Annotated in this window: 20 protein-coding genes; 10 read left to right on the top strand and 10 right to left on the bottom strand. The window is 55.2% G+C overall.

Going from position 1 to position 22,276, the window contains the following annotated elements; genetic code table 11:
• Positions 1-105 precede the first annotated feature (105 nt).
• A complete protein-coding gene (locus ACXIZX_RS12495) occupies positions 106-1,185 on the top strand; it encodes a FecCD family ABC transporter permease (protein ID WP_154181553.1) in 1,080 nt (359 codons plus the stop codon).
• The gene (locus tag ACXIZX_RS12490; RefSeq protein WP_179450089.1) at positions 1,185-1,970 is read left to right on the top strand and encodes an ABC transporter ATP-binding protein; all 786 of its coding nucleotides are present in this window, start codon (positions 1,185-1,187) and stop codon (positions 1,968-1,970) included. The genes ACXIZX_RS12495 and ACXIZX_RS12490 overlap by 1 nt, the downstream gene beginning before the upstream one ends.
• Positions 1,971-2,025: 55 nt before the next feature.
• Here ACXIZX_RS12490 and fghA read toward each other — a convergent pair whose 3' ends face one another.
• The 3 genes from fghA to ptrR form a co-directional block, all read right to left on the bottom strand.
• A complete protein-coding gene (fghA, locus tag ACXIZX_RS12485) occupies positions 2,026-2,868 on the bottom strand; it encodes an S-formylglutathione hydrolase (protein ID WP_479404278.1) in 843 nt (280 codons plus the stop codon).
• A gap of 12 nt (positions 2,869-2,880) precedes the next feature.
• Positions 2,881-4,005: an S-(hydroxymethyl)glutathione dehydrogenase/class III alcohol dehydrogenase gene (locus ACXIZX_RS12480; RefSeq protein WP_008104982.1), complete on the bottom strand. Its 1,125-nt coding sequence runs from the start codon at positions 4,003-4,005 to the stop codon at positions 2,881-2,883.
• Between the two features lie 66 nt (positions 4,006-4,071).
• Positions 4,072-4,983, bottom strand: coding sequence for a putrescine utilization regulator PtrR (ptrR, locus tag ACXIZX_RS12475; protein ID WP_061717793.1), 912 nt, complete (start codon positions 4,981-4,983; stop codon positions 4,072-4,074).
• 99 nt (positions 4,984-5,082) lie between these two features.
• Here ptrR and ACXIZX_RS12470 point away from each other — a divergent pair, with 99 nt between their 5' ends.
• From ACXIZX_RS12470 to mglC, 7 genes are all read left to right on the top strand, one after another.
• The gene (locus ACXIZX_RS12470) at positions 5,083-6,210 is read left to right on the top strand and encodes a YbfB/YjiJ family MFS transporter (RefSeq protein ID WP_179450091.1); all 1,128 of its coding nucleotides are present in this window, start codon (positions 5,083-5,085) and stop codon (positions 6,208-6,210) included.
• Positions 6,211-6,327: 117 nt separating this feature from the next.
• Positions 6,328-6,993: a GTP cyclohydrolase I FolE gene (folE, locus tag ACXIZX_RS12465; protein ID WP_008104975.1), complete on the top strand. Its 666-nt coding sequence runs from the start codon at positions 6,328-6,330 to the stop codon at positions 6,991-6,993.
• A 53-nt stretch (positions 6,994-7,046) separates the two neighbouring features.
• Positions 7,047-8,207: a DUF418 domain-containing protein YeiB gene (gene yeiB, locus ACXIZX_RS12460; RefSeq protein ID WP_479404277.1), complete on the top strand. Its 1,161-nt coding sequence runs from the start codon at positions 7,047-7,049 to the stop codon at positions 8,205-8,207.
• Positions 8,208-8,349: 142 nt separating this feature from the next.
• Complete coding sequence (gene galS / locus ACXIZX_RS12455; RefSeq protein ID WP_479404276.1) at positions 8,350-9,390, top strand: HTH-type transcriptional regulator GalS; 1,041 nt, start codon at positions 8,350-8,352, stop codon at positions 9,388-9,390.
• 303 nt (positions 9,391-9,693) lie between these two features.
• Positions 9,694-10,689 carry a galactose/glucose ABC transporter substrate-binding protein MglB gene (mglB, locus tag ACXIZX_RS12450; RefSeq protein ID WP_008104956.1) on the top strand — a complete coding sequence of 332 codons (996 nt, stop codon included), beginning with the start codon at positions 9,694-9,696 and terminating at the stop codon, positions 10,687-10,689.
• A 70-nt stretch (positions 10,690-10,759) separates the two neighbouring features.
• On the top strand, positions 10,760-12,280 hold the full coding sequence (gene mglA, locus ACXIZX_RS12445) for a galactose/methyl galactoside ABC transporter ATP-binding protein MglA (RefSeq protein WP_008104954.1): 1,521 nt from the start codon (positions 10,760-10,762) through the stop codon (positions 12,278-12,280).
• A gap of 18 nt (positions 12,281-12,298) precedes the next feature.
• Positions 12,299-13,309, top strand: a complete 1,011-nt coding sequence (gene mglC, locus ACXIZX_RS12440) for a galactose/methyl galactoside ABC transporter permease MglC (protein WP_007889502.1) — start codon at positions 12,299-12,301, stop codon at positions 13,307-13,309.
• A 93-nt stretch (positions 13,310-13,402) separates the two neighbouring features.
• Here mglC and sanA read toward each other — a convergent pair whose 3' ends face one another.
• The 6 genes from sanA to metG all read right to left on the bottom strand — a co-directional run bounded on the left by sanA (position 13,403) and on the right by metG (position 20,409).
• Positions 13,403-14,122: an outer membrane permeability protein SanA gene (gene sanA, locus ACXIZX_RS12435; protein WP_008104952.1), complete on the bottom strand. Its 720-nt coding sequence runs from the start codon at positions 14,120-14,122 to the stop codon at positions 13,403-13,405.
• A gap of 135 nt (positions 14,123-14,257) precedes the next feature.
• Positions 14,258-15,955 (bottom strand): NAD-dependent malic enzyme, encoded by a 1,698-nt coding sequence (locus tag ACXIZX_RS12430; protein WP_008104950.1) that lies wholly within the window; start codon positions 15,953-15,955, stop codon positions 14,258-14,260.
• 160 nt (positions 15,956-16,115) lie between these two features.
• Positions 16,116-17,012, bottom strand: a complete 897-nt coding sequence (gene cdd, locus ACXIZX_RS12425) for a cytidine deaminase (RefSeq protein ID WP_479404275.1) — start codon at positions 17,010-17,012, stop codon at positions 16,116-16,118.
• Between the two features lie 124 nt (positions 17,013-17,136).
• A complete protein-coding gene (locus tag ACXIZX_RS12420; protein WP_293792942.1) occupies positions 17,137-17,829 on the bottom strand; it encodes a CidB/LrgB family autolysis modulator in 693 nt (230 codons plus the stop codon).
• Positions 17,822-18,205: a CidA/LrgA family protein gene (locus tag ACXIZX_RS12415; protein ID WP_479404274.1), complete on the bottom strand. Its 384-nt coding sequence runs from the start codon at positions 18,203-18,205 to the stop codon at positions 17,822-17,824. The genes ACXIZX_RS12420 and ACXIZX_RS12415 overlap by 8 nt, the downstream gene beginning before the upstream one ends.
• Before the next feature lie 170 nt (positions 18,206-18,375).
• Positions 18,376-20,409: a methionine--tRNA ligase gene (metG, locus tag ACXIZX_RS12410; protein ID WP_479404273.1), complete on the bottom strand. Its 2,034-nt coding sequence runs from the start codon at positions 20,407-20,409 to the stop codon at positions 18,376-18,378.
• A gap of 284 nt (positions 20,410-20,693) precedes the next feature.
• Between metG and apbC the strand changes: the two genes are divergently transcribed.
• On the top strand, positions 20,694-21,806 hold the full coding sequence (gene apbC / locus ACXIZX_RS12405) for an iron-sulfur cluster carrier protein ApbC (protein ID WP_479404272.1): 1,113 nt from the start codon (positions 20,694-20,696) through the stop codon (positions 21,804-21,806).
• Here apbC and ACXIZX_RS12400 read toward each other — a convergent pair.
• A complete protein-coding gene (locus tag ACXIZX_RS12400; RefSeq protein ID WP_061717777.1) occupies positions 21,803-22,255 on the bottom strand; it encodes a GNAT family N-acetyltransferase in 453 nt (150 codons plus the stop codon). The genes apbC and ACXIZX_RS12400 overlap by 4 nt on opposite strands.
• Positions 22,256-22,276 lie beyond the last annotated feature (21 nt).

The raw sequence follows: 22,276 nt of genomic DNA, 5'->3' as shown, positions 1-22,276 counted from the left end.
TGCGCACCTGCTTTTTAAGCTTTGTTACTCAGATTGAATTGATAATTATTATCACCTGCACTATTGTGGCTGCCGTTATGATTTCGACAAGAAACGGGTAGAACAATGCGTACCACCGACGCCACGCTGCTGGCGGAAAACGGCCTCGAAACCGATACCATCACACATTATCGTCAGGTACTGCGCCAGCGACTGTTGTTAATTGGCGTGCTGGTGCTGGCGATACTGGCCTCAGTAATTCTTGATTTCACGCTCGGCCCGGCTGGGCTCTCCCTCGATACATTATGGCAAACGCTGACCCATCCCGATGCGGTCGATGCCGGCACGCGCGTGATTGTCTGGGATATCCGTTTACCGTACGCCTTGATGGCGGTGGTAGTGGGCTTCTCGCTTGGCCTTGCCGGTGCTGAGATGCAAACCATTCTGAATAACCCGCTCGCTAGCCCGTTTACGCTCGGCGTCTCGTCGGCGGCGGCCTTTGGTGCGGCGCTGGCGATCATCCTCGGTATCGGCATTCCGGGCGTACCGGATCAGTGGTTTATCTCCGCCAACGCCTTTGTGTTTGCGCTGTTTGCCGCCTTGATGCTGGATGGCGTGACGCGCTGGACCAAAGTTTCAACCTCTGGCGTGGTGCTGTTTGGTATCGCGCTGGTGTTCACCTTCAACGCATTAGTCTCGATGATGCAGTTCATCGCTAGCGAAGATACCTTGCAGGGCTTGGTATTCTGGACCATGGGCAGCCTTGCGCGCGCGTCGTGGGAAAAGCTCGGCGTGTTAACCGCCGCCTTTGCCATCCTGATTCCGTTCTCAATGCTCAGCAGCTGGAAGCTGACCGCGCTGCGCCTTGGCGAAGATCGTGCGGTGAGCTTTGGTATCGACGTACGCCGTCTGCGCCTGGCGACGTTGCTGCGCATTAGTATTCTCTCCGCGCTGGCGGTGGCCTTTGTCGGCCCGATTGGCTTTATCGGCCTAGTCGCGCCGCACATTGCGCGCATGATGTTTGGTGAAGATCACCGTTATTACCTGCCAGCCAGCGCGCTGGTCGGTGCACTGGTGCTGTCGCTGGCCTCGGTGGCGTCGAAAAACCTGATTCCCGGCGTGATCATTCCGGTGGGGATTGTGACTTCGCTGGTCGGCGTGCCGTTCTTCCTCAGCATTATTCTGCGTCATCGGGGGACGGTGTAATGGAACAGGGATTACGTCTGAGTAATTTCTCCGCCGGTTACCCGAAGCGCAAGGTGATTGAAGATCTTAACGTGCCGGAACTGCCGCAGGGCAAAATCACCGTGTTGCTCGGTCCTAACGGCTGCGGCAAATCAACGCTGCTGCGCGCGCTGGCCGGTCTCGGCAAAGGGCAGGGCGAGCTGTGGCTGAACGGTGAAGAGCTGATGGGCCAGCCGTTTGCCCGCCGGGCGCAGCGCGTAGTTTATCTGCCGCAAAGTTTGCCGGCTGGCGTGCATCTGCACGTGCTGGAGTCGATTATCGTGGCGCAGCGCGCGTCGGGTGGCTTGCACAGCGCCTCGAGCGAAGCGGAGATCATGCATCTGCTTGAGCAACTCGGCATCGCGCATTTAGCCATGCGCTATCTCGATCAGCTGTCGGGCGGACAGAAGCAGTTGGTTGGCCTGGCGCAATCGTTGATTCGTCGTCCGGAACTGCTGCTGCTGGATGAACCGCTTAGCGCGCTGGACCTCAACTACCAGTTCCACGTAATGGATCTGGTGCGTCGTGAAACCCGACTGCGCAATATTGTGACGGTGGTGGTGGTGCACGATATCAACATCGCGCTGCGTCATGCGGATCACGCGCTGATGCTGAAGGATGGCAATCTGCTGGCGGACGGCGAGCCATCGCAGGTGATCACGCCAGAGACGCTGGCGCAGGTGTATGGCGTGCGCGGCCGTATCGAGCACTGCTCACGCGGCATGCCGCAGGTGATGATCGACGGGCTGGCGGAGACGTTGGTGTAATTCAGGTGCGCATGAATGCGCACCCTACGTAAGGTCGCCATTTATGGCGACCTTGTCACACCAACAAATGCTTCGCGTGGAAACGCAGATGGTCTTCCACGAAGCTGGCGATAAAGAAGTAGCTGTGGTCATAACCCGGCTGAATGCGTAACTCTAGCGGGAAACCTTGCTCACGCGCTACGGCTTCCAGTCGCTCTGGACGCAGTTGATCGGCGAGGAACTGGTCGCTATCCCCTTGATCAATCAGAATCGGCAAGCGCTGTTCCACGTCACGCATCAACAGGCAGCTATCCCATTCACGCCACGTTTGACGATCTTCACCCAGATAAGCGGCAAAGGCCTTCTGGCCCCACGGCACTTCAGTCGGATTGACGATCGGCGCGAAAGCCGAAGCAGACGCAAAACGCCCGCCGAGACGCAGTGCCAGCACCAGCGCACCGTGTCCGCCCATCGAATGCCCCATCACCGACTGACGATCGCTCAGCTTGAAGTTATCCGCCACCAACTCCGGCAACTCGCTGTTGAGGTAATCGAACATGCGGAAGTTCGCCGCCCACGGCTGCTGCGTGGCGTTGAGGTAGAAACCTGCGCCCTGGCCGAGATCGTAACCGCTGTCGTTCGCCACCTCGTCACCGCGCGGGCTGGTGTCCGGCATAATCAGCACCAAACCCAGCTCAGCAGCAACGCGCTGTGCACCGGCTTTGGTAGTGAAGTTCTCATCGCTGCAGGTCAACCCAGCGAGAAACCACACCACCGGCGGCGGCGCGTCACTCTGCGGCGGCGGCAGAAAAATGCTGAAGGTCATCGGACAGTTCAGCACCGCCGACTGATGACGCCAGCGCTGCTGCCAGCCACCAAAGATGCGATGCTCTTCTAACAGCTCCAAAGTGGAAGCCATAACGTCTCCTGATTACTTAGTAAAATGCACCACCGTACGAATTGATTTCCCTTCATGCATCAGATCAAAGGCGTCGTTAATCTCTTCCAGCGGCAGTTTGTGGGTGATGAAATCGTTCAGCGCGAATTTACCGTCGAGGTAATCCTGCACGATGCCCGGCAGCTGTGAGCGGCCTTTCACGCCACCAAATGCGGAACCACGCCATACGCGACCGGTCACCAGCTGGAATGGACGGGTAGAAATCTCCTGGCCCGCGCCAGCAACGCCGATGATCACCGATTCGCCCCAACCTTTATGGCAGCACTCCAGCGCCGAACGCATCACGTTGACGTTACCGATGCATTCGAAGGAGAAATCGACGCCGCCGTCGGTGAGTTCAACGATCACATCCTGAATCGGCTTATCGTGATCTTTCGGGTTGATCAGATCGGTGGCACCCAGTTTGCGCGCCAGATCGAATTTGCTGGTGTTGAGATCGATACCGATGATGCGGCCGGCTTTCGCCATTTTCGCGCCAATGATCGCTGACAAACCAATGCCGCCGAGGCCGAAGATCGCCACGGTATCGCCTTCTTTCACTTTGGCCGTGTTCATCACCGCGCCCATGCCGGTGGTGACGCCGCAGCCCAGCAGACACACTTCTTCCAGTGGCGCTTCTTTGCTGATCACCGCCAGCGAGATTTCCGGTACCACGGTGTATTCAGAGAAAGTTGAGGTGCCCATGTAGTGGAAAATCGGCTTGCCGTCTTTGAAGAAGCGGGTGGTGCCGTCTGGCATCAAACCTTTGCCCTGGGTGGCGCGAATCGCCTGACACAGGTTGGTTTTGCCCGAGAGACAGAACTTACACTTGCCGCACTCTGGGGTGTAAAGCGGAATCACGTGGTCGCCCACGGCAACGCTGGTCACGCCTTCACCGACCGCTTCTACCACGCCGCCGCCTTCGTGGCCGAGGATCGCCGGGAATACACCTTCCGGATCTTGTCCAGACAAGGTGTAAGCATCGGTGTGGCACACGCCGGTGGCCACGATGCGCACCAGCACTTCACCTTTTTGTGGTGGCATCAGATCCACTTCTTCGATTTTCAGCGGTTCGCCAGCTGCCCAGGCAACGGCGGCGCGGGTTTTAATCATGTTCATGCAATCCCTCTTCCTGTAGATGCGGGACAAAAGCCCCGATGGTCGTGATGTCGATAAAAAAGAAAATCACTCGGCAGCGTGCAGCGGATGCCGCAATTCGTCGTTAACCGGGCGATCGTCAAACAGTTCAATAATCAAATACTTCAGCGCTTCCACGTTGGGAGTAAACGCATCGCGTCGCCACATTAGCCAGGTGGCGGTATCGCGGTAAGCGGGCGGTAACGCATGCTCCTGCACGCGTGCGCGTGCGGGCATTTGCGCCAGCACCGAGGCGGGAATCATCGCCACGCCCGCGCCACCGGCCACGCACGCTACCATCGCGTGATAGGACTGAATCTCCATCACGCTGCTTGGCGCGGTCTGGCTTTCACGATACCAGGCTTCCAGCTTGGTGCGGTAGGAACAGCTATTGCGGAACGCAAACAGCGTGTCGCCTTGCACATCGCGCGCGCTGGCAATCGGCGCATGTTCCGGGCTGGTGATCAGCACCATCTGCTCGTTAAAGGCAATGCAGCCGTTGAGATCGTCGTGCGCCACCGGGCCATCCACCAGCGCGGCAGCCAGCGTACCTTCACGCACCTTGTCGATGATTTCACCGGAGGTATTGGTGATCAGCGACAGTTCCACGGCGGGAAAACGCTGGTGATAGGCCGCCAACAGCGCGGGCAACCGCGTCGCGGCGGTGCTCTCCATCGAACCAAGCGCAAAATTACCGCCCGGCTCACCGGCGCGCGCCATATTCAGCGCTTCATCGCTCAGCGCCAGGATGCGCTGCGCATAGTTGAGGAAATTGTGGCCCATTGGCGACAAACGAATGCGTTGCTTCTCACGAATAAACAGATCAACGCCAATTTCATCTTCCAGCTGGCGCAGACGCGTGGTGAGATTGGAAGGTACGCGATGGAGTTGCTCGGCGGCACGCGCCAGCGAACCGGATTCGGCTACGGAGCAAAACATGCGGAGCTGTACTAAATCCATATTCTCTTCTCGTAAACAACTTGGTTAGTATTATTCACTTTCCGTGAGTTTAAACGTCATGCATGCTAGTGACAAGTGATAAAACATCCTGAGGTCGGTATGGCGTTTCGTGTCGCGCTTAGCGCGTTCTTAAGTTTAGTGGTTGCGATGGGGATTGGGCGATTTGCTTTCACGCCGCAGGTTCCGCTGATGATTCATGACCATCAATTGACGCTCACCAGCGCCAGCCTGGTGGCAGCACTCAACTATCTCGGTTATCTGTTTGGCTCTTTTGATGCGATGCGTGCGCGCAAACGCGTCGAGTGGCGCTTACAGGCGGGCGTGTGGGGCGCGGTGATATTAACGCTGCTGTCGGCCTGCGTCAGCGGTCCGTGGTTACATGGCTTGATTCGTTTCCTGATTGGCTGGGCCAGCGGCTGGGCCATGGTGTTACTGGCGGCATGGGCCAGCGATCAGCTGCATCATCATGGCCGTCCGGGCTTGCTGGCAGCGGTGTTTGCCGGCCCCGGCACCGGCATCTTTATCAGCGGCATGCTGGCCGTGGCGCTGCATGCCAGCGGCGTCAGTGCGGCCTTTGCGTGGGCGGCGTATGGTTTGCTGGCACTGTTGTTGATTGCCGCAATTGCGCGTTTTCTGCCGCGTACCGGCCAATTGCATCGTCCCGATCAAGCTGCATCGCCGCTGGTGCTGAATGGCGATCTTAAGCGCTTGGTGCTGAGCTACAGCCTTGCCGGATTTGGCTACATTCTGCCCGCCACCTTTTTGTCGCAAATGGCGGCGGCGCGTTTTCCTGACAGCGCCTTTGCCCAGTTTGTCTGGCCAGTGTTTGGCGGCGCGGCGGTGATCGGCATCGTGTTAGGCATCCTGACGCGTCACTGGGGCAGCAGCCATGCGCGTTTAGCGATGGTGCTGTGGGCGCAGGCATTGGGCGTCATCGCCGCGATTGTGCTGCCGGGTTTAAATGGCCTGATGCTGGGCGCGGCACTGATTGGCGGTGGATTCCTGTGCGTAGTGCAACTGGCGTTGCAATATGGGCGTGAGCTGGCACCGCAGCATGCGCGCTATCTTGCCGGTTTGCTCACCACCGGCTATGCGGTCGGGCAGCTGGCCGGTCCGCTGCTGTCGTGGATTTCCAGCATGCTGTGGCATCAACTGGAACCGGCGCTGTGGGTGGCGGGCGCCAGTTTAATCGTTGCCGGGATGCTGGTTTTACGTCGCAGTAAGTGATGAAAAGCTTATCGGAATGATTACTGGATTAAGGGCGCGGAGTATTTCACAATACGCGCTCAGAATTTCCCCCGTGGGCGAAGACCCGCGGGCGCATCACCTGCCGGAGAAGAGTAAATGAGTATCTTAAGTCAGGAAGCCGCCCTGGTTCACGAAGCGCTGTTGGCGCGTGGTCTGGAAACGCCGCTACGCGCCCCGGTGCGTGAAATGGATGACGACGCACGTAAACGCGAAATTGCCGGCCACATGACGCAAATCATGCAACTGCTGAACCTGGATCTGGAAGACGACAGCCTGATGGAGACGCCGCATCGCATCGCCAAGATGTATGTGGATGAGATTTTCTCAGGTCTGGATTACGCCAACTTCCCGAAAATCACCGTCATCGAAAACAAGATGAAAGTGGATGAGATGGTCACCGTGCGCGATATCACGCTGACCAGCACCTGCGAACACCACTTTGTGATTATCGATGGCAAAGCCACCGTGGCGTATATCCCGAAAGAGAAAGTGATTGGCCTGTCGAAAATCAACCGTATCGTGCAGTTCTTTGCCCAGCGTCCGCAGGTGCAAGAGCGCCTGACGCAGCAAGTGCTGGTGGCGCTGCAAACACTGCTGGGCACCAATAACGTCGCGGTGTCGATTGATGCGGTGCATTACTGCGTGAAAGCGCGTGGCGTGAAAGATGCCACCAGCGCCACCACCACCACCTCGCTGGGCGGCCTGTTCAAATCCAGCCAGAACACGCGCCAGGAGTTTTTGCGCGCGGTTCGCCACAGCTAATCTGTTTGGGCGACAGCTTGTCGCCCGATTTCCTCTCTCCGTCAGGGCACTCGATGCAACGCTATCTCGCGCTGGATTTCATTCGTGGTTGCGCCATTCTTGGCATCCTGCTGCTTAACATTGTCGGCTTTGCGTTGCCATCGGCGGCCTATCTCAATCCGGCGTGGCGCGGAGAGGCTTCAACATCTGATGCCTGGACATGGGCGATCATGGATGGCCTGGCGCAGCTGAAATTCCTCACGCTGTTTGCCTTGCTGTTTGGTGCTGGCCTTTACATGCAGGCACCGCGCGGCAGCCGCTGGATGTCGGCGCGTCTGACGCTACTGGTGCTGCTCGGTTTCATTCACGGCATCTTTTTCTGGGAAGGTGACATCCTGCTGGATTACGGCCTGATTGGGCTGATTATCTGGCGCATGCTGCGTGATGTGCCCTCCGACCGCGCGTTGTTACAAACCGGCGCATTACTCTATTTGGTCGGCTGTGGCGTGTTGGTGGTATTCGGCTTAATTTCCAGTCCCAACCCAACGAATTCCTGGCTGCCGGGTGCGGCGGATCTGCAATATGAAAGCTACTGGAAACTGCTCGGCGGTTGGGAAGCAGTGCAGAATCGGCTGGATCACTTGTCGTCCGGCCTAATGGCGCTGGCGTCACAATATGGCTGGCAGCTGGCGGGGTTGATGTTGATTGGAGCGGCATTGATGCGCAGTGGCTGGTTCAGCGGGCAATTCAGCGTGCAGCACTATCGCCGTTCGGCGGCGCTGCTGCTGACCATCGGCTGGCTGATCGCCATTCCTGGCATCGCCGCGCAGTGGATGATTGGCTGGGAATTCCGCTGGACCGGCTTCTTCCTGCAGGTGCCGCGCGATCTCGCCAGCCCGTTTATCAGCCTCGGTTACGCCGCACTTTGCCTCGGATTCTGGCCGCAAATTGCGTCAACGCGCATCAGTTATGCCATTCAATGCGTTGGCCGCATGGCATTGAGCAATTACCTGTTACAGACGTTGATTTGCACCACGCTGTTCTACCGCTTCAACCTGTTCCTCAAGTTTGATCGCCTGCACTTGCTGGCCTTTGTACCGGCTATCTGGCTGGTTAATATCCTGTTTTCCGTGCTGTGGCTACGCGTCTTCCCGCAGGGGCCAATGGAGTGGATCTGGCGCAAACTGACGCGTCTTGCCGCTGGAAAACCTGGCCCTTCCTCCTCGCTCAGATAATGATGTTCATCACAAAGGTTGCAGAATTGTATGTAACCGTTTTCATTGGTGTGACGTGATTCACGTAGTCGTGCCAGATGCCCTGACAGAATAGCGCCGTTACGCGCTTGTCGCGCATTTTCAGCCTCTGTGGAACAGCTGCATGATAACGATTCGTGATGTCGCCCGTCAGGCCGGTGTGTCAGTAGCCACCGTGTCGCGTGTGCTCAATAACAGCAGTGCAGTCACCGCCGATACCCGTGAAGCCGTGCTGGCCGCCGTTGACGCGTTAGGCTATCGCCCGAACGCCAACGCCCAGGCGCTGGCCACGCAAATCAGTGACACTATTGGCGTGGTGGTGATGGATGTTTCCGATCCCTTCTTTGGCGCGCTGGTGAAAGCGGTCGATACCGTGGCGCAGCGCGTGCATAAACACGTGTTAATCAGTAACTCCTGGCATCAGGAAGAGAAAGAACGTCACGCAATTGAGGTGCTGATACGTCAACGTTGCAACGCATTGGTGGTGCACGCGAAAACGCTTTCAGACGCTGAACTGACGCAATTTATGGATCAGGTTCCGGGTATGGTATTGGTTAACCGAACTATTCCTGGTTATGAACACCGCTGCGTTTGCCTGGATAACGTCACCGGCGCACAGGTAGCCACGCGCATGCTGTTACAACAGGGACATCAACGCATCGGCTTTCTTAGCTCCAGTCACCCGATTGAGGATGTGACGCAACGGCGCGAAGGCTGGCTGCAGGCCTTGTCAGAGCAGGGAATTCGCCCGCAGGAGTCATGGATTGCTCATGCTGAACCTGACATGCAAGGCGGCGAAGCAGCGATGGTGGAATTACTGGGTCGTAACTTACATTTAACAGCGGTGTTTTCCTACAATGACGGCATGGCAGCGGGTGCATTGACCGCTTTGAAGGACAACGGCATCCAGGTTCCGCAGCATTTCTCTGTCATTGGCTTTGATGACATTCCCATCTCCCGTTACACCGATCCGCAGTTAACTACGGTCCGTTATCCTATTGTTTCTATGGCAAAACTTGCCACTGAGCTGGCGCTCAAAGGTGCGGCCGGTGAACTGGATATCAATGCATCACACTGCTTTATGCCCACGCTGGTACGTCGCCATTCTGTCGCCCAGCGGCAAATTGTGGAGTCGGTCACTAATTCAGGCGATAGCTCAGTGTAACCGTTTCCAATCTGTGATTGCATTCACAGTTAATTAACATGCCGCTCACTATGATGGCAGCGTCTTACCGGACTGAAACATCATGTAACGCTGAGAAATCCTCTTCCCAGCAGGTTTCAGTAGCCGATTGAAATAGTTCACAACACTCTTCAGGAAGCGTTTACCTACAGGGAAGTCAGGATTGCGATGGTGGCCCGGCTTTGCGTTACGCGTCCGCCCATTATCAGGTTTACAACCGACGGCGCTGTTTGCCCGCAGGCAAATAGCGCAATGAAATGCCCTACATAAAAAACCGGAGATACCATGAATAAGAAGGTTTTCACGCTCACAGCACTGGTTGCCAGCATGATGTTTGGTGCAACTGCGCACGCCGCCGATACCCGCATTGGCGTGACGATTTACAAATACGACGACAACTTCATGTCGATGGTGCGTAAGGACATTGAGAAAGAAGCGAAATCATTGGGCGGCATTCAGCTGCTGATGAACGACTCGCAGAACGACCAGTCCAAACAGAACGACCAGATTGACGTGCTGATGGCAAAAGGCGTGAAAGCGCTGGCTATCAACCTGGTGGATCCGGCTGCTGCGGCAGTGGTGATTGATAAAGCGCGCGGTAACGATGTGCCGGTGGTGTTCTTCAACAAAGAACCTAACGCTAAAGTGCTGGCCAGCTATCCGAAAGCGTATTACGTCGGTACCGACTCTAAAGAGTCTGGCATCATCCAGGGTCAGCTGATCGAGAAGCACTGGAAAGCCACGCCAGCGTGGGATCTGAACAAAGACGGTACGATTCAGTTCGTACTGCTGAAAGGCGAGCCGGGCCATCCGGATGCTGAAGCGCGTACCAAATACGTGATCGATACCCTGAACAAAGACGGTCTGAAAACGCAGCAGCTGGCGATGGATACCGCGATGTGGGATACCGCACAGGCAAAAGACAAAGTTGACGCCTGGCTCTCTGGCCCGAACGCCGACAAGATTGAAGTGATTATCGCCAACAACGATGCGATGGCGATGGGTGCGGTTGAAGCGCTGAAAGCGCACAACAAAACCAGCATTCCAGTGTTTGGTGTCGATGCACTGCCAGAAGCGCTGGCGCTGGTGAAATCAGGCGCCCTGGCCGGTACCGTGTTGAACGATGCGGAAAACCAGGCAAAAGCGACGCTGGATATTGCTAACAATCTGGCCAATGGCAAAGAGCCAACCGCTGGCACTAACTTCAAGATGGAAAACAAAATCGTACGTGTTCCTTACGTACCAGTAGATAAAGAAAATCTGTCGCAGTTTGTGAAGTAATTCATCCTGGGCGCGGCATTTCGCCGCGCCTTATTGCATCTGACCAACGCTTTATTTAGCCAGGTAAATTATGGCCAGTGAGAATCCGACCACACAGCGTGAATATCTGCTGGAGATGACGAATGTCTCGAAATCATTTCCAGGGGTTAAAGCCTTAGATAATGTGAATTTAAAAGTGCGGCCGCACTCCGTTCATGCATTAATGGGAGAAAACGGCGCCGGGAAATCTACATTATTAAAATGTCTGTTTGGGATTTATAAAAAGGATACGGGGAGCATCCTGTTTCAGGGTGAGGAAATTGATTATAAGAGCTCCAAAGAGGCGCTGGAAAATGGCGTTTCCATGGTGCATCAGGAATTAAACCTGGTTCTGCAACGCAACGTCATGGATAACATGTGGCTTGGCCGTTATCCACGTAAAGGCGTATTTGTCGATCAGGATAAAATGTATCGCGATACCAAAGCGATTTTTGATGAATTAGATATTGATATCGATCCGCGCGATAAAGTCGCCACCTTATCTGTCTCGCAGATGCAGATGATCGAAATCGCCAAAGCTTTTTCCTATGACGCGAAGATCGTCATTATGGATGAGCCGACATCATCGCTGACCGAAAAAGAAGTGAATCACTTGTTCACTATTATTCGTAAGCTGAAAGATCGCGGCTGCGGCATTGTCTATATCTCGCATAAGATGGAAGAGATATTCCAGCTGTGCGATGAGATCACCATTTTGCGTGATGGGCAGTGGATCGCCACTCAGCCGCTGGAAGGGCTGGATATGGACAAGATCATCTCGATGATGGTTGGCCGTTCATTGAACCAGCGTTTCCCGGACAAGACCAACGTGCCGGGGGAAACCATTCTTGAGGTGCGTCATTTAACCTCACTGCGTCAGCCTTCGATTCGTGATATCTCGTTCGATCTGCGTAAAGGTGAAATTCTTGGTATTGCCGGTTTGGTGGGAGCCAAGCGTACCGACATCGTCGAAACCCTGTTTGGGATTCGCGAAAAGTCGGGCGGCACGATTAAATTGCACGGTAAGGCGATTAATAACCACAGCGCCAACGAAGCCATTAACCACGGTTTTGCGCTGGTGACGGAAGAGCGTCGTTCCACCGGTATTTATGCGTATCTGGATATTGGCTTTAACTCGCTTATCTCCAATATTAAAAAGTATAAATCCAGCATGGGGCTGCTCGATAATAAACGCATGAAAAGCGATACCCAATGGGTTATTGATTCGATGCGCGTGAAAACGCCGGGTCATCATACGCAAATTGGTTCGCTTTCCGGTGGTAACCAACAAAAAGTGATCATTGGTCGCTGGTTATTAACGCAGCCGGAAATATTGATGCTGGATGAACCGACGCGCGGGATTGATGTGGGCGCGAAATTCGAAATCTACCAACTTATTGCTGAGTTGGCGAAGAAAGAGAAGGGCATCATTATTATCTCTTCTGAAATGCCAGAACTGTTGGGTATTACCGATCGTATTTTAGTGATGAGTAATGGCCAGGTAGCAGGCATTGTTGATACCAAAACGACCTCGCAGAATGAAATCCTGCGTTTAGCGTCATTACACCTTTAATGAAGCAAGGGCTTTAACATGAAAGCGACTACTAAAAAGAATGCGCTAACCTGGTTAAAAGAGGGCGGCATTTACGTTGTCCTGTTTGTACTGCTGGCAATTATTATTTTCCAGGATCCAACGTTCTTAAGTTTAATGAACCTGAGTAACATTCTGACCCAATCCTCGGTGCGTATTATTATCGCATTGGGCGTGGCCGGTTTGATTGTCACTCAAGGTACGGACCTTTCAGCGGGTCGTCAGGTAGGCTTAGCGGCGGTGGTTGCCGCCACGCTGCTGCAGGCGATGGATAACGCGAACAAAGTGTTCCCACATTTGGATACCGTGCCAATTCCGGTAGTTATCCTGACCGTGTGCATCATCGGCGGCGTGATTGGTCTGGTGAACGGTGTGATCATTGCTTACCTCAAGGTAACGCCATTTATCACCACCTTGGGCACCATGATTATCGTTTACGGCATCAACTCACTCTATTACGACTTTGTGGGTGCATCGCCGATTGCCGGTTTTGATCCTGGCTTCTCCAAATTTGCCCAAGGCTTCCTGCGTTTCGGTGACTTCAAACTGTCGTTCATCACCTTCTACGCCGTGATTGCCATCGTATTTGTTTGGGTGCTGTGGAATAAAACCCGTTTCGGCCGCAACATCTTCGCTATCGGTGGTAACCCGGAAGCGGCGAAAGTGTCTGGCGTAAACGTACCGTTCAACCTGATTCTGGTGTATGCGTTGTCTGGCGTGTTCTACGCGTTCGGCGGGATGCTGGAAGCGGGCCGTATCGGCAGCGCCACCAACAACCTCGGCTTTATGTATGAGCTTGATGCAATTGCGGCTTGTGTGGTCGGCGGCGTGTCGTTTGCCGGTGGCGTGGGTTCTGTAGCGGGCGTGGTGACAGGTGTCATCATCTTTACCGTGATCAACTACGGTTTGACCTACATCGGCGTAAACCCTTACTGGCAGTACATCATCAAGGGCGGCATCATTATCTTCGCCGTGGCGCTGGATTCACTGAAGTACGCACGTAAAAAATAAAACATCACACAGCAAACTAAGGGCCGCGCAATGCGGCCCTTTTTACATTGGCGGTCGTCATAAATGGCGACCCTAAAAATGCACCGCTAACACTTACTTCTGCAGTTTCTCTTCCAGCTCCAGCAACTGCTCTGGCGTCACCGCCGGATAACTCTGCGCATCTTCTGGCACTTCATGCACCGCAGGAATCGGCACTAGCGGGCCGAGGAAACGTGGCTCGCGCTTCATCAAATACAAATCCGCCAGCGCACCCAAACGTGCACCCACTTCGCGGAAACGTACCGACAACATGTTTTTCGGCGACGGCACCGCATAACACTGCGCCTGAATCCCAAGATGCTGCGCGATATACAGCGCACGCTCACAGTGGAAGCGCTGGGTAATGATGATGAAATCGTTGGTATCGAACACTTTGCGCGTGCGCACAATCGAATCCAGCGTGCGGAACCCGGCGTAATCTAGCACGATGTCCGACGGCGCGACGCCCGCTTTAATCAAATCGCGGCGCATGGTCATTGGTTCGTTATAGCTTTGCTGCGCATTGTCACCGCTCAGCAGCAGGTAATTGACCTTGCCGCTGTTATAGGCGTTCAACGCGCCCTGAATGCGATAGAGGTAATACTGATTGATGACGCCCGTGCGGTAATACTTGGCTGTGCCCAAGACCACGCCGACCTGACGATGCGGCAGCGATGTGACATCTTCGTAAATAAAGGGCGCGGTTTTCCAGCTGATCCAGCGATCCAGGCCGAGCGCGGTCGCCACCATCAGTAAGATGATGAAAAACAGACCAAAGAAAACGCGTTTAATCATGCGCGCGAGCACTCGGTTGGTAGAATTCAGAATGGATAAAGGCTACTTGAGGCGGGCGGGGGAAGCAAGCTAAGGCCAATTATGCGCTGGATTTTTAAGCATGGCCGGATCTAAGCGATCCGGCCATAAATTCGATTAAATCGAGGTACGACGATAATTACGGTACTGCGGCAGCCAGAAGTTGTTGCTAACGGCTTTCGACAGCACATCTTCCGAGGTCACCACCGCCACGCCAGCCAGTTGCGCGGCCTTGCCCACTTCAATGGCAATCAGCTTGGACACGCCCTGAATATCTTTGATCTCCGGCAGAACCGGACCTTCGCCGTCGTTAACCAGCGGCGAACAGTCGGCCAGTGCGCGGCTGGCGGTCATCAGCATCGAGTCCGTCACGCGACTTGCGCCCGCAGCGATCACACCCAAACCGATGCCAGGGAAGATATAGGAGTTGTTGCATTGGGCGATTGGATAGGTTTTCCCTTTCCAGGTGACCGGTGAGAACGGGCTGCCGGTGGCAACCAGCGCGGCACCGTCAGTCCAGGCGATGATGTCGGCTGGCGTCGCTTCCACGCGTGACGTCGGGTTCGACAGCGGCATAACGATTGGACGCTTGGTGTGCTTGTGCATCTCGCGAATGATCTCTTCAGTGAACAGGCCAGGTTGACCAGACACGCCGATCAGAATATCCGGCTTGGCGTTGCGCACCACGTCGAGCAGAGAAATTGAATCGCTATTGGTATCCCAATCTTTCAGGCTGTCGCTCTTCTGCACCAGCTTGCTCTGGAAATTAAGCAGGTTCGGCAGTTTGTCGGTCAGCAGACCGAAGCGATCGACCATCATCACACGGCCACGCGCTTCATCATCGCTCAAACCTTCCGACTTCATCTGCGCGATGATCTGCTCGGCGATACCGCAACCGGCAGAACCGGCACCAAGGAACACCACTTTCTGCTCGCACAGGCGGCTGCCGGCAGCGCGGCTGGCGGCGATCAAAGTGCCGACGGTCACCGCGGCGGTGCCTTGAATATCGTCGTTGAAGCAGCAGATCTCATCGCGATAGCGCTCCAGCAGCGGCATGGCGTTTTTCTGCGCGAAGTCTTCGAACTGCAACAGCACGTTCGGCCAGCGACGATTCACTGCCTGAATGAACTCGTTAACGAACTCTTCGTACTCTTCGCCAGTAATGCGCGGATGACGCCAGCCCATATAGAGCGGATCGTTCAGCAGCTGTTGGTTGTTGGTGCCGACATCCAGTACAACCGGCAAGGTGTAAGCCGGGCTGATGCCGCCACACGCGGTATACAGCGACAGCTTACCGATTGGGATGCCCATGCCGCCGATACCCAAATCGCCGAGACCGAGAATACGTTCGCCATCAGTCACCACGATCACTTTTACATTCTGCTTAGTGGCGTTCTGCAGCATGTCTTCGATGCGGTCGCGGTTGTTGTAAGAGATGAACACGCCGCGCGCGCGACGGTAAATTTCAGAGAAGTGTTCACAGGCGGCGCCGACCGTTGGGGTGTAGATAATCGGCATCATCTCTTCCAGATGATTGTCGAGCAGCCGGTAGAACAGGGTTTCGTTGGTATCCTGGATGTTACGCAGATAGACATGCTTGTCGTTGTTATTTTTGAAATCCAGGAACTGGCGCCAGGCACGTTCTGCCTGCTCTTCGATGGTTTCTACCGCTTCCGGTAGCAGGCCGTTGAGGTTAAATTCGTTACGTTCTTCGAGGGTGAAGGCGCTGCCTTTATTCAACAGCGGAAATTCCAGCAGGATCGGACCCGCATAAGGAATATACAGCGGGCGTTTACTTTCGTAGTCGAGTTCCATGCAGTGCTTGCTCCGGTTGCAGTGTTTTCTGACGTATCGCCGGGAAAAGGTAACGCCAGTCCATCTTGAAGTGAAGAGGTTCTGGCGCCCGATCCTATGAAAATTCCTGCAGATGTACAGCTTTTGTTAACAGAAGGTCACAAAAGCGGTAAAAGGATCACTAAACTGATGTTTTCGAAACTAAAGTAAGTGAAAAATCCTCACATCCTAACGCCTTGAGCGTAGCGCGTGTCGCATCCAGCTGACTCAGCGTGCTCTCCTGACATTCTGCCAAAACCGCTTGCTGAATAGTCTCCAGCGCCACATTGCTCATGTTCATCAAAATCAGTGCGGCCTGCAGCGGCGGCAAGCTTGGGTTGAAGGCGGCGTTTTCCGCATAGCGGCCAGTAAAGACCTTGCCGCTCTGGCTGCGCAACGCCACGCCGCTGTAGCTTTTACTGTATGGCGCGTGACTGTGATTGGCGGCGGTAATGGCAGCCTGTTGCAATGCATCGCCTGCAAGCGCAAAACCATGGTCGATCGGCGTCAGCAAACGTTCTGTGATGTTGAGATCGGCTGGACCAAACGCATCCGGTAAATAGTCGCCCAGCGTGCTAACGGCGCGTCCCGGCAGGCTGATGCGAATCGCCGTGCCGCTGTTCAGCTCGTTCATAAACTGACGGCAATGTCCGCACGGCGTGTAATTGACGGTAATCGCCGCCAGTTTCTCTTCACCGCACAGCCAGGCATGCGTAATGGCACTTTGCTCGGCGTGCACCGTCTGCTGCAGCGGCGTGTGCAGGAACTCCATGTTAGCGCCGAAGTACCAATGGCCGCTGACGCCGCGTGAGATCGCGCCGACATTAAAATTTGATACGGTTGCCACCGCGCAGCTCGCCGCCAGCGGCAGCAGTTCCAGCGCCAGCGCATCATCATCCAGACCGGTAAGCTGTTTCAGTTGCGCGACATCCTGCGGACGCAATACGCCATGGAAATCCGGCGCATCGAGCAGCGGCTGAATCGCAGCTTGCAGCGCAGCGGGCAGGGCAGAAAAAGCAGTAAGGAATCGTGAATGCATGATGTGATGGCCTCAGTTACGCGTTAGCGGCGATGCGCCGCCAGAGGTTTTATATGTGATCCAAGTCGCTCTGACAATGCAAGCTGATTGGGTTGTTTCAACTTTGCGAGATCTCTCGCAAGTTTCAGCCCCACCAATGCATTAATAGCGGAAAAAGGAACGGTGCCAGTAACGAAGTGATGATGCCGCAAATCACCAAAGCCAGTGAGCTGAAGGCGCCTTCCTGATAATCGATCTCGGCGGCGCGCGCGGTGCCTAACGCGTGCGAAGCGTTACCAATTGCCAATCCGCGCGAAGATTTGTTTTTCACCTTAAACAGATTAAGCAGCATATGGCCAAACACCGCACCCAGTACACCAGCGATGAGCACGCAGATAGCGCTGATAGCGGGAATACCGTGCAGCGAAGCAGAGACCGCCATCGCAATCGGCGTGGTGACGGATTTCGGCATAATGGTGGCGGCGATTTCCGGCGTTGCGCCCATCCACAGCGCAATCGCGGTACCCGACACCATCGCCGTAATGCTGCCGATGAAACAGACGCTGATGATGGTTTTCCAGCGCGCACGAATCTGATGCATCTGCTCATACAGCGGTAACGCCAGCGCGACAACCGCCGGTTGCAGCAACTGATTGAGCAGGCTGCTGCCAGCAAAATAGCGCGTGTAAGGCAGATTGGTGAGCAGCAGAATCGGAATGACAATCGCCATCGCCACCAGCAATGGATTGACGATGGAGATATTGATTTTCGCCGCCAGTTTACGCGCCAGAAAATAGGCGATTACGGTCAGCGGCAGCGACCACCATGCATCACTCATTCGGCTTCTCCTGCGGGCGCTGCAAACGTTCTGCGCTGAGCCCCACAATCAGCAGCACCATAAAAGTACTGACAATGCACGACACCACAATCGGTCCAAACTGCGCGGTGAGAATATCGGTATAGCCCATCACGCCGACGCTAATCGGCACAAACAGCAGCGCCATATAGCGGATCAGTAAATGGCATCCGGGTTTCACCCACTCTACCGGCATGATTTGCAGCCCAAGTAACAGGAACAGCAGCAGCATGCCGATGATGCTGCCAGGAATGGTTATCGGGAGCAGGGCAGAAATCCCTATTCCGGCATAAAGCGCTGCATAGATGATGACGAAGGCGCGCACATAGCGCCAACAAGCAGAGAGAACGGCAGGCATGTCAGGCTCCTGTTTTCGTAGCGCTTTATCATACGCATTAAGCGATTAGCGTGCTAGCGATCACAGTACTGTCTGAGCTGGTCGCCATAAATGGCGGCCTTACGAAAAACGCGCCAATCCTTTGTAGGATCAACAGGCACAAAAAAGCCGCCCTGAGGCGGCTTGTTAGCTTACTTAACCGGCATTCCCGGTACTGCGCCGCTATCGACGGACAGCACAAACAGGTCTTTGCCGCCTGGGCCCGCGGACAGCACCATGCCTTCTGAAATACCGAAGCGCATTTTACGCGGCGCGAGGTTAGCCACGATAATGGTCATTTTGCCGACCAGCACAGAAGGATCCGGATAGGCTGCGCGAATGCCAGAGAAAATCTGACGTTTCTCGCCACCCAAATCCAGCTCCAGGCGCAGCAGTTTGTCGGAACCGTCAACCAGCTCAGCTTTCTCGATCAGCGCCACGCGCATATCGACCTTGGCGAAATCATCGATGGTGATGGTGTCGCCAATCGGCGCATCCGCCAAAGGACCTGTTGCCGCAGGTTTGTTCGCCGCAGCTGCATCCTCTTTCGAGGCCTCAACCAGCGCGTCAACTTTGGTCATCTCGATACGGCCATACAGCGCTTTGAACGGTGCTACTTCATGATCCAGCAGCGGTTGGGCAATCGCATCCCAGCTCAGCTCGCTCTGCAGGAAGGCTTCGGTGCGTTCGGTCAGCGATGGCAGCACCGGCTTCAGCCAGGTCATCAATACGCGGAACAGGTTGATACCCATTGAGCAGATCGCTTGCAGGTCGGCATCGCGGCCTTCTTGCTTCGCCACCACCCAAGGTGCCTGCTCATCGACATAGCGGTTCGCCAGATCGGCCAGCGCCATGATTTCACGGATCGCGCGGTTATATTCGCGGCTCGCCCAGGCTTCGCCAATCTTCTCAGAGGCATCAACAAAGGTCTGATACAGCGCCGGATCGGCCAGTTCGCTCGCCAGCTTGCCGCCAAAGCGTTTGGTCAGGAAGCCCGCATTACGTGACGCCAGGTTCACCACTTTGTTCACCACATCTGCATTCACGCGCTGCACGAAATCTTCCAGATTCAGGTCGATGTCGTCGATGCGCGAGGAGAGCTTGGCCGCGTAGTAGTAACGCAGGCTGTCGGCATCCAGATGCTGCAACCAGGTGCTGGCTTTAATAAAGGTGCCGCGCGATTTGGACATCTTCGCGCCGTTCACCGTCACATAACCGTGTACGAACAGGTTGGTTGGCTTGCGGAAGTTGCTGCCTTCCAGCATCGCCGGCCAGAACAGGCTGTGGAAATAGACGATGTCTTTACCGATGAAGTGATACAACTCGGTGGTGGAATCTTTCTTCCAGAACTCGTCGAAATCGATATCGCCGCGCTTGTCGCACAGGTTTTTGAATGAACCCATGTAACCGATTGGCGCATCCAGCCAGACGTAGAAGTATTTGCCCGGCGCGCCAGGAATTTCAAAGCCAAAGTAAGGCGCATCGCGCGAAATATCCCACTGCTGCAAGCCAGACTCGAACCACTCTTGCATCTTGTTCGCCACCTGCTCTTGTAGTGCGCCAGAGCGCGTCCATGCCTGCAGCATCGCGCTGAAAGAGGGCAGATCAAAGAAGAAGTGTTCGGAATCACGCAGCACCGGCGTCGCGCCTGAAACAACAGATTTCGGGTCGATCAGCTCGGTTGGGCTGTAGGTCGCGCTGCACACTTCGCAGTTATCGCCATACTGATCCGGTGACTTACATTTCGGGCAGGTGCCTTTCACAAAACGGTCCGGCAGGAACATGCCTTTCTCAGGATCGTACAGCTGAGAGATGGTGCGGTTCTTAATGAAACCGTTCTCTTTCAGACGACCATAAATCAGTTCGGACAGCTGACGGTTTTCATCGCTGTGCGTGGAGTGATAGTTGTCATAGCCGATGTTGAAGCCGGCGAAATCGGTCTCGTGCTCCTGCTTCATCTCTGCGATCATCTGCTCCGGCGCGATGCCCAACTGCTGCGCTTTCAGCATAATTGGCGTGCCGTGGGCGTCGTCTGCACAGATGAAGTGAACCTGGTTGCCACGCATTCGCTGGTAACGGACCCAAATGTCAGCCTGAATGTGTTCAAGCATGTGACCGAGATGGATTGAACCGTTTGCGTACGGCAGCGCGCACGTTACCAGAATTTTTTTAGTGACTATAGTCATGATTGCGTAGCGTTCCATTGATGAAAAAGCGGGTTTCCCCGTCATACTTCGCGTTGCAGGCGCGTTGTCTTCTCTCGCTCACCCAAATCACTTACTTGAGTAAGCTCATTGGGATTCTCTCGTTTGCCGCCTTCCTGCAACACGAATTATTTAGGGGAATGATGGTAACCGAAGCACCCTCTGCCGTAAACACAGCTGCACATCCCCATCACTTTTAGCGCCTATCTGATACTATTGAACAGACACCGCCGCAATCTGGCGTGAAGAATAAACAAGGAGAGGGGATGACTTCACAATCCCAGCAACATCATTCACCTGAAGCGCTGCGAGCATTGGTTATCGGCGTGCTGAGTGACTTTGAACATCCGACGCTGCAACACAACCTGACCACGCTGAAAGCGCTGCGCCACGTCGCGCTGCTGGATGACAAGCTGCATATCGAACTGGTGATGCCGTTCGCGTGGGCCAGCGCCTTTGAAGAGCTGAAAGCGAAAACCAGCGCCGAGCTGCTGCGCCTGACCGATGCCAGCGCCATTGACTGGCGGCTGCGTCACGATATAGCCACGCTGAAGCGGGTGAAAAATCATCCGGGCGCGACCGGTGTGAAGAACATCATCGCCGTCAGTTCAGGCAAAGGTGGCGTGGGTAAATCCAGCACCGCCGTGAACATGGCGCTGGCGCTGATTGCCGAAGGGGCGCGCGTGGGAATTCTCGATGCGGATATTTATGGTCCGTCGATTCCTAACATGCTCGGCACCGAAAACCAGCGTCCGACTTCACCGGATGGCACGCATATGGCACCGATCATGGCGCATGGCCTGGCAACTAATTCAATTGGTTATCTGGTCACCGACGACAACGCCATGGTGTGGCGCGGGCCGATGGCCAGCAAAGCCCTGATGCAGCTGCTCAACGAAACCATGTGGCCGGATCTTGATTATCTGATCCTCGATATGCCGCCAGGCACCGGCGATATTCAGCTGACGCTGGCGCAGAACGTGCCGGTGACCGGCGCGTTAGTGGTCACCACGCCGCAGGACATTGCCTTGATTGATGCACGTAAAGGCATGGTGATGTTCGAGAAAGTCAGCGTGCCGGTGCTGGGCGTAGTCGAGAACATGAGCATGCACATCTGCAGCCAATGCGGACATCACGAGCCGATTTTCGGCACCGGCGGGGCGCAGAAGCTGGTGGAAGATTACAACACGCGTTTGCTGGCACAACTGCCGCTGCACATTACGTTGCGTGAAGATCTGGATGATGGCGAACCTACCGTAGTGCGCCGTCCGGAGAGTGATTTCACCGCGCTCTACCGCCAGCTGGCGGGGCGCGTCGCGGCGCAGCTCTATTGGCAGGGAGAAATTATCCCTGGCGATATTGCCTTCCGCGCCGTTTAACGTCGTCCATTTCCGCTGGCGCGTGTCGCCAGCGGAAAATGCATCAGCACATATTTTCCCTGCTCGCTCTCGCCAACCGCTTCACGCCGCCAGCCGTGTTTGAGATAGAAATCCAGCGCCGCCTGATTCTGTTGCAAACATTTCAATGCGCCAGTCGAGCTAAATCGCGACTGCACTTTTTCTAACAGCGCGCTGCCCACGCCTTGTCCTTGCGCATTTGGATCGACATACAGGCTATGCAGGAAGTTGTCATTATCCAGCACCGCCGCAAAACCCACGCGATGTCCGTCCAGTTCGGCGACCAGCACGGTTTCGCCCAAAATCACCGCATCGAAATCTTCTAACTGCCAATCATCGCCATCCAGCCACGTCCAGTTATGGCGTCGCGCGGCAAGGTACAGTGTGCGCAGAAAAGGCCGATCGGCTTCGTCAAAAAAACGGATTTGCACGCAAAAGCTCCATTTGGGGGG

Source organism: Candidatus Pantoea symbiotica, assembly GCF_056491525.1.
This window is presented reverse-complemented; position numbering and strand designations above follow the sequence as displayed.

Bases quoted from the DNA above. Each gene is read 5' to 3' on its own strand.
- ACXIZX_RS12415 (WP_479404274.1), bottom strand. From the start codon at position 18,205: ATGCCTGCCGTTCTCTCTGCTTGTTGGCGCTATGTGCGCGCCTTCGTC.
- mglA (WP_008104954.1), top strand. From the start codon at position 10,760: ATGGCCAGTGAGAATCCGACCACACAGCGTGAATATCTGCTGGAGATG.
- ACXIZX_RS12420 (WP_293792942.1), bottom strand. From the start codon at position 17,829: ATGAGTGATGCATGGTGGTCGCTGCCGCTGACCGTAATCGCCTATTTT.
- ptrR (WP_061717793.1), bottom strand. From the start codon at position 4,983: ATGGATTTAGTACAGCTCCGCATGTTTTGCTCCGTAGCCGAATCCGGT.
- galS (WP_479404276.1), top strand. From the start codon at position 8,350: ATGATAACGATTCGTGATGTCGCCCGTCAGGCCGGTGTGTCAGTAGCC.
- ACXIZX_RS12490 (WP_179450089.1), top strand. From the start codon at position 1,185: ATGGAACAGGGATTACGTCTGAGTAATTTCTCCGCCGGTTACCCGAAG.
- yeiB (WP_479404277.1), top strand. From the start codon at position 7,047: ATGCAACGCTATCTCGCGCTGGATTTCATTCGTGGTTGCGCCATTCTT.
- apbC (WP_479404272.1), top strand. From the start codon at position 20,694: ATGACTTCACAATCCCAGCAACATCATTCACCTGAAGCGCTGCGAGCA.
- cdd (WP_479404275.1), bottom strand. From the start codon at position 17,012: ATGCATTCACGATTCCTTACTGCTTTTTCTGCCCTGCCCGCTGCGCTG.
- ACXIZX_RS12430 (WP_008104950.1), bottom strand. From the start codon at position 15,955: ATGGAACTCGACTACGAAAGTAAACGCCCGCTGTATATTCCTTATGCG.
- ACXIZX_RS12480 (WP_008104982.1), bottom strand. From the start codon at position 4,005: ATGAACATGATTAAAACCCGCGCCGCCGTTGCCTGGGCAGCTGGCGAA.
- folE (WP_008104975.1), top strand. From the start codon at position 6,328: ATGAGTATCTTAAGTCAGGAAGCCGCCCTGGTTCACGAAGCGCTGTTG.
- mglB (WP_008104956.1), top strand. From the start codon at position 9,694: ATGAATAAGAAGGTTTTCACGCTCACAGCACTGGTTGCCAGCATGATG.
- ACXIZX_RS12495 (WP_154181553.1), top strand. From the start codon at position 106: ATGCGTACCACCGACGCCACGCTGCTGGCGGAAAACGGCCTCGAAACC.
- metG (WP_479404273.1), bottom strand. From the start codon at position 20,409: ATGACTATAGTCACTAAAAAAATTCTGGTAACGTGCGCGCTGCCGTAC.
- ACXIZX_RS12470 (WP_179450091.1), top strand. From the start codon at position 5,083: ATGGCGTTTCGTGTCGCGCTTAGCGCGTTCTTAAGTTTAGTGGTTGCG.
- fghA (WP_479404278.1), bottom strand. From the start codon at position 2,868: ATGGCTTCCACTTTGGAGCTGTTAGAAGAGCATCGCATCTTTGGTGGC.
- sanA (WP_008104952.1), bottom strand. From the start codon at position 14,122: ATGATTAAACGCGTTTTCTTTGGTCTGTTTTTCATCATCTTACTGATG.
- mglC (WP_007889502.1), top strand. From the start codon at position 12,299: ATGAAAGCGACTACTAAAAAGAATGCGCTAACCTGGTTAAAAGAGGGC.